The sequence below is a fragment of the Bifidobacterium choerinum genome (assembly GCF_000741135.1).
Taxonomy (GTDB): domain Bacteria; phylum Actinomycetota; class Actinomycetes; order Actinomycetales; family Bifidobacteriaceae; genus Bifidobacterium; species Bifidobacterium choerinum.
Genome location: NZ_JGYU01000018.1, coordinates 1 through 4,133 on the forward strand (window position 1 = coordinate 1; position 4,133 = coordinate 4,133).

Consider the following 4,133-nt stretch of genomic DNA (forward strand, 5'->3'; position numbering starts at 1 on the left):
CCGTGATGCCCGCACTACCTGCCTTGAGACCACGCACGTTGCCATTCGCATCAACCGACGCAATCGCAGCATTCGTCGACTTCCACGCCACCGTGCGATCGGTCGCATTCGACGGCGCGACCGTCGCGTTGAGGCTCAGACCAGCGCCGACATTGATCGTCGCCTTGCCACCCGACACACCGGTACCCGAAATCGACACCGACTCAACCGGAACCACGGTCTGCTGCTTCGTCACCGTCACCTCGACCGACGCGGACTTGCCACCCGCCGTCGCCGTGACCGTCGCCGAACCGGCCTTGACCGCAGTCACCTTACCCGAAGCGTCCACCGATGCGACCGACGCATCCGACGACTTCCAACTGATCGCACGATCTGTCGCATTCGACGGGGAAACAGTCGCCGAAAACTGCTTCGAAGCACCCTCGGTCAGCGAGAAGTCGCCACCGGCAATCGACACCGACGACACCGGAACGACCGGCACGACCGAGCACGGCGCACCGCCTTCGGTGAGCTTGCCGTTCTCGACGAGGATGTCCTCGCCGCTGCCCTTGTAGTTCTGGCCGCCATTGCTGTCCCAGTTGCCCGAACCGTTGTTGAAGGTCAGTTCGACCGGCTGCTGGTCGGGGTTGTCGATTGTGAAAGAGACGTAGCCGTCACAGGCCGCCTCCATCTTCGCGCCGGGGGCGGTCGTCCATGCGCCGGTGCCGACGCGGTAGTGGATGTAGGTGGAGTCGACGCCGAAGTTCTTCGACGGGTAGTAGACGGTCGTGCCCTGCGGCGTCACGATTTCGCCGGTCACCGTCACGGTGATCGACGCGGAGACGCCCGCGGCGGTTGCCGTGATCGTCGTCGTGCCCGCCTTCTTACCGCGCACAAGGCCGCTCGAGGAGACGGTCGCAACGGACGGATCGGAGGAAGTCCATGCGATATTGCGCACCGTCGCGTCGGACGGTTTCACGGTAGCCGTGAGCTGCGCGCTCGTCGTCGAGTTCAGGTCTATGTTGAGACGCCCGTTGTTCACGCCGTCGCCGAAGATCGTCACCGATTCGACCGGAATCTGCGCACCCTTGTGGTAGGTGTAGGTGTGACTTACCGACTTGCCGTTGTTGCCGGTGCCGGTCACGGTGACCGTCACGTCGGAGCCACCGGCGGAGCCTGCGCCGATCGTGATGATGTCGCCGTCCTCGAAGGAGCCGGAGGCGCCTTCGGAGGTCGTGTAGGAGGCGTTCGCCATGTTGAACGAACGCAGCGTGATGTCCTTCGTATCCTCGAAATCACCCTTGTTCGGCATCGCTTCGGCCGAGGAGATCGGCGTCGTGTCGACCTTCGGCGTATAGAAGGCGGCCACGGTGTTCGCCTCGACGGAGCCGGAGGTGATCTTGCCGCCGGAGACGGTGATCGTCGATCCGGAGACTTCGTCCTTGTAGGTGCCGTTGTCGAGCTTCGTGCTCATGCCGGCAAGGTTGGCGCCGCCGCGGTCCGTCGTGGAGACGAGTATGCCGTCGTTGGAGGGGTTGCCATCCGATTTGTAACGCTCGACCATCGCGCAATTATCGCCACCGCAGTTGGTGATATTCATGTCGGTGCCGACCATCGCGTTGCGGAAGTGGTTGGAGGCCATGACGCCCGGATGCTTCCAGTCATCGGAGCCGACGTCGCCGATCTTCGACTTCTCAGCGAACCACGGCTGCGTGCCACCCGAGGCATACGGACGGTTGAAGAACAGCGTCATGCCCTGGCCCATCGCGTTCATAACGGCCCACGAGGCGCGCACCTGATCCTCGGTATACTTCTCGGACTGGCGATCGCAGTAGTTGTCGTGCGACTCGATCCATGTCACCGTCTTGTCCGCTGACGTGCCGCTGCGCAGATCCGTGAAGAATCGTGAAGCGACGCTATGGTCGTTCATCGAGTTGCGCATCTCCTGACCGTAGTTCGAGCCGGTGATGCCACCGCCTCCGACGGATGATGCGCCGAACATGTTGGCGTAGTCGGCCTCACGCACGTTCTTGTCCTGCAGCACCTCGCCATACTGGTACTGTGCACCGTTCGGCAGGATCGTGTTCCAATACTGGGAGCCGCCGAACTCGTTCGGCAGCTCAATGTGCTTCGCCGCATCGTAGCGGAAGCCATCGGCACCGTCAGCGACGACCTTGCGGTAGAACTCGGCCATGCGCTGCGCGACCTCGCCGTTCTGCGTGTTGAGGTCCCACAGACCCGAGAGCGTATGCTGGGTGCAATCCTCGCGATCGTTGTAGTCGTTGATCGGAGCCTGCGGATGGAAGTATTCCTTGTTCTGCCACGACGGATCGATGACTTCCCAATCGGAGGTGAAGTGATTTGCGACGGCGTCGACGATGACGCGCACGCCGTACTGATGCGCGAGATCGCACATCGACTTGAACTCGTCCTCGGAACCGAGGATGTAGTTGCCGATCGTCGTGTTGATCGGCTGGTAGATGTAGTACCAGTTGAGATACCAGTTGCCTTTGCCGAGCTCGCTGTTGTCCTTGACGGCGGACACGTTGTTGATCTGGATGGAGGTGTAGCCGGCCTGGGCGATCTCCTCCATATGCTCCTTGATGGTCTTGAACGACCACATGAAGGTGTGCAGCGTCGCGCCATCCCTCATATCCTTCGCCAGACCATACTTGTTGCGCGCGGCCTCGAACGAGGAATTACCTACCGTCTCCGCATAGCTGTCGCGCAGCGGCGCTGCGGAAGCGGTCTCCGTCGCTGCCATGCCAAGGCTCATGCCGCCAAGCAGCGTTGCTGCGGCAACAAGTCCGGCGACGGTTTTTTTACGAATGCCTGCAAGGCGACCCGTCAATACCATAGTTGAAGTTACCCTTCCTGAATAACTCTTTTGTGATTGTCCTCCGGACGGATGGCAAAAAGGGGCTCAGGCACAAAGTTGTACCCGAGCCCCTACTGCATCAATGATGCGTCACAGTGCAGCGATCATCGGGGTTGAATCGCATGATTCTCACCAAATCTCCACTCACTTGTTGAGATGGGTGTCCAGACGGTGCAGGAACGCAGCCATCTGCTCGCGCAGAGTGGCATCGCCGCCGCTGAACTTTCCACCGTTGCCATTGACGATTCCAACGTTCGACCCCCAAAGAATCTCCTTCGCAGCGAACGTACCGACTTTGACATCCGAGAACTTGAGGTAATCGGAGGTGGTCGGATGGTAGGACTTCGCAGCGGTGTCTCCCTGATCCACGGCAAAGCGCCACAGGAACGTCACCATCTGATCACGCGTCACCGCCTCATCGCCACCGAAGGTGCCATCGTAACGACCGGTCGTGATGCCCTTGGAAGCAGCCCACAGAATCTCCTTCGCGCCAAAGGTGTCCTTATTGACATCAGAGAACTTCTTATAGTCCGCATCGGTCGGCGTGAAGGTGGCAGCATCTTTATCGCCACGCTGCACTGCCATGCGATGGAGGAAGACGACGGTCTGGGCACGAGTCGTCTCCTTTGCCGGACTGAAGGTGCCGTCATGGTAACCGGTGGTGATGCCTGTCGATGCAAGCCACTCGATGTCGTTGTAGAAGTGATGTGTCTTCGGAACATCGGTGAATCGAGTGCTCGGCTTGGTGACGGTCAGGACGATCGAAGCAGTCTTGCCACCTGTAGTCACCGTGATGGCCACGATGCCCATCTTCTTCGTCGCGACCTTACCGTTGCCGTCAACGGTGGCGATCGAGGTATCGGAGGAGCTCCAATACGCCGGCGTCACCGTGGCGTCCGCCGGCGTGGCCTGCACCTTCAGCTGAGCCGTTTCACCAGCCGGCGTCGAGAGCTTGTTGTTTGCCACGCCGTTGCCGGTGATCTGAATCGACTGCAGAACTGGGCCGACCTCATTGACCGTCACGATGATCGAGGCGGACTTGCCGCCAGCCGTCGCCGTGATGCCCGCACTACCTGCCTTGAGACCACGCACGTTGCCATTCGCATCAACCGACGCAATCGCAGCATTCGTCGACTTCCACGCCACCGTGCGATCGGTCGCATTCGACGGCGCGACCGTCGCGTTGAGGCTCAGACCAGCGCCGACATTGATCGTCGCCTTGCCACCCGACACACCGGTACCCGAAATCGACACCGACTCAACCGGAACCACGGTC

The 4,133-nt window shown here is 60.7% G+C and carries 2 protein-coding genes; both read right to left on the reverse strand.

Annotated features, from left to right (window positions below):
• A partial coding sequence (locus BCHO_RS08905) for an Ig-like domain-containing protein (protein WP_081930127.1) occupies positions 1-2,743 on the reverse strand: 2,743 nt, incomplete at its 3' end.
• A gap of 258 nt (positions 2,744-3,001) precedes the next feature.
• The coding region (locus BCHO_RS08610) for an S-layer homology domain-containing protein (protein ID WP_193345758.1) at positions 3,002-4,133 on the reverse strand (1,132 nt) is incomplete at its 5' end.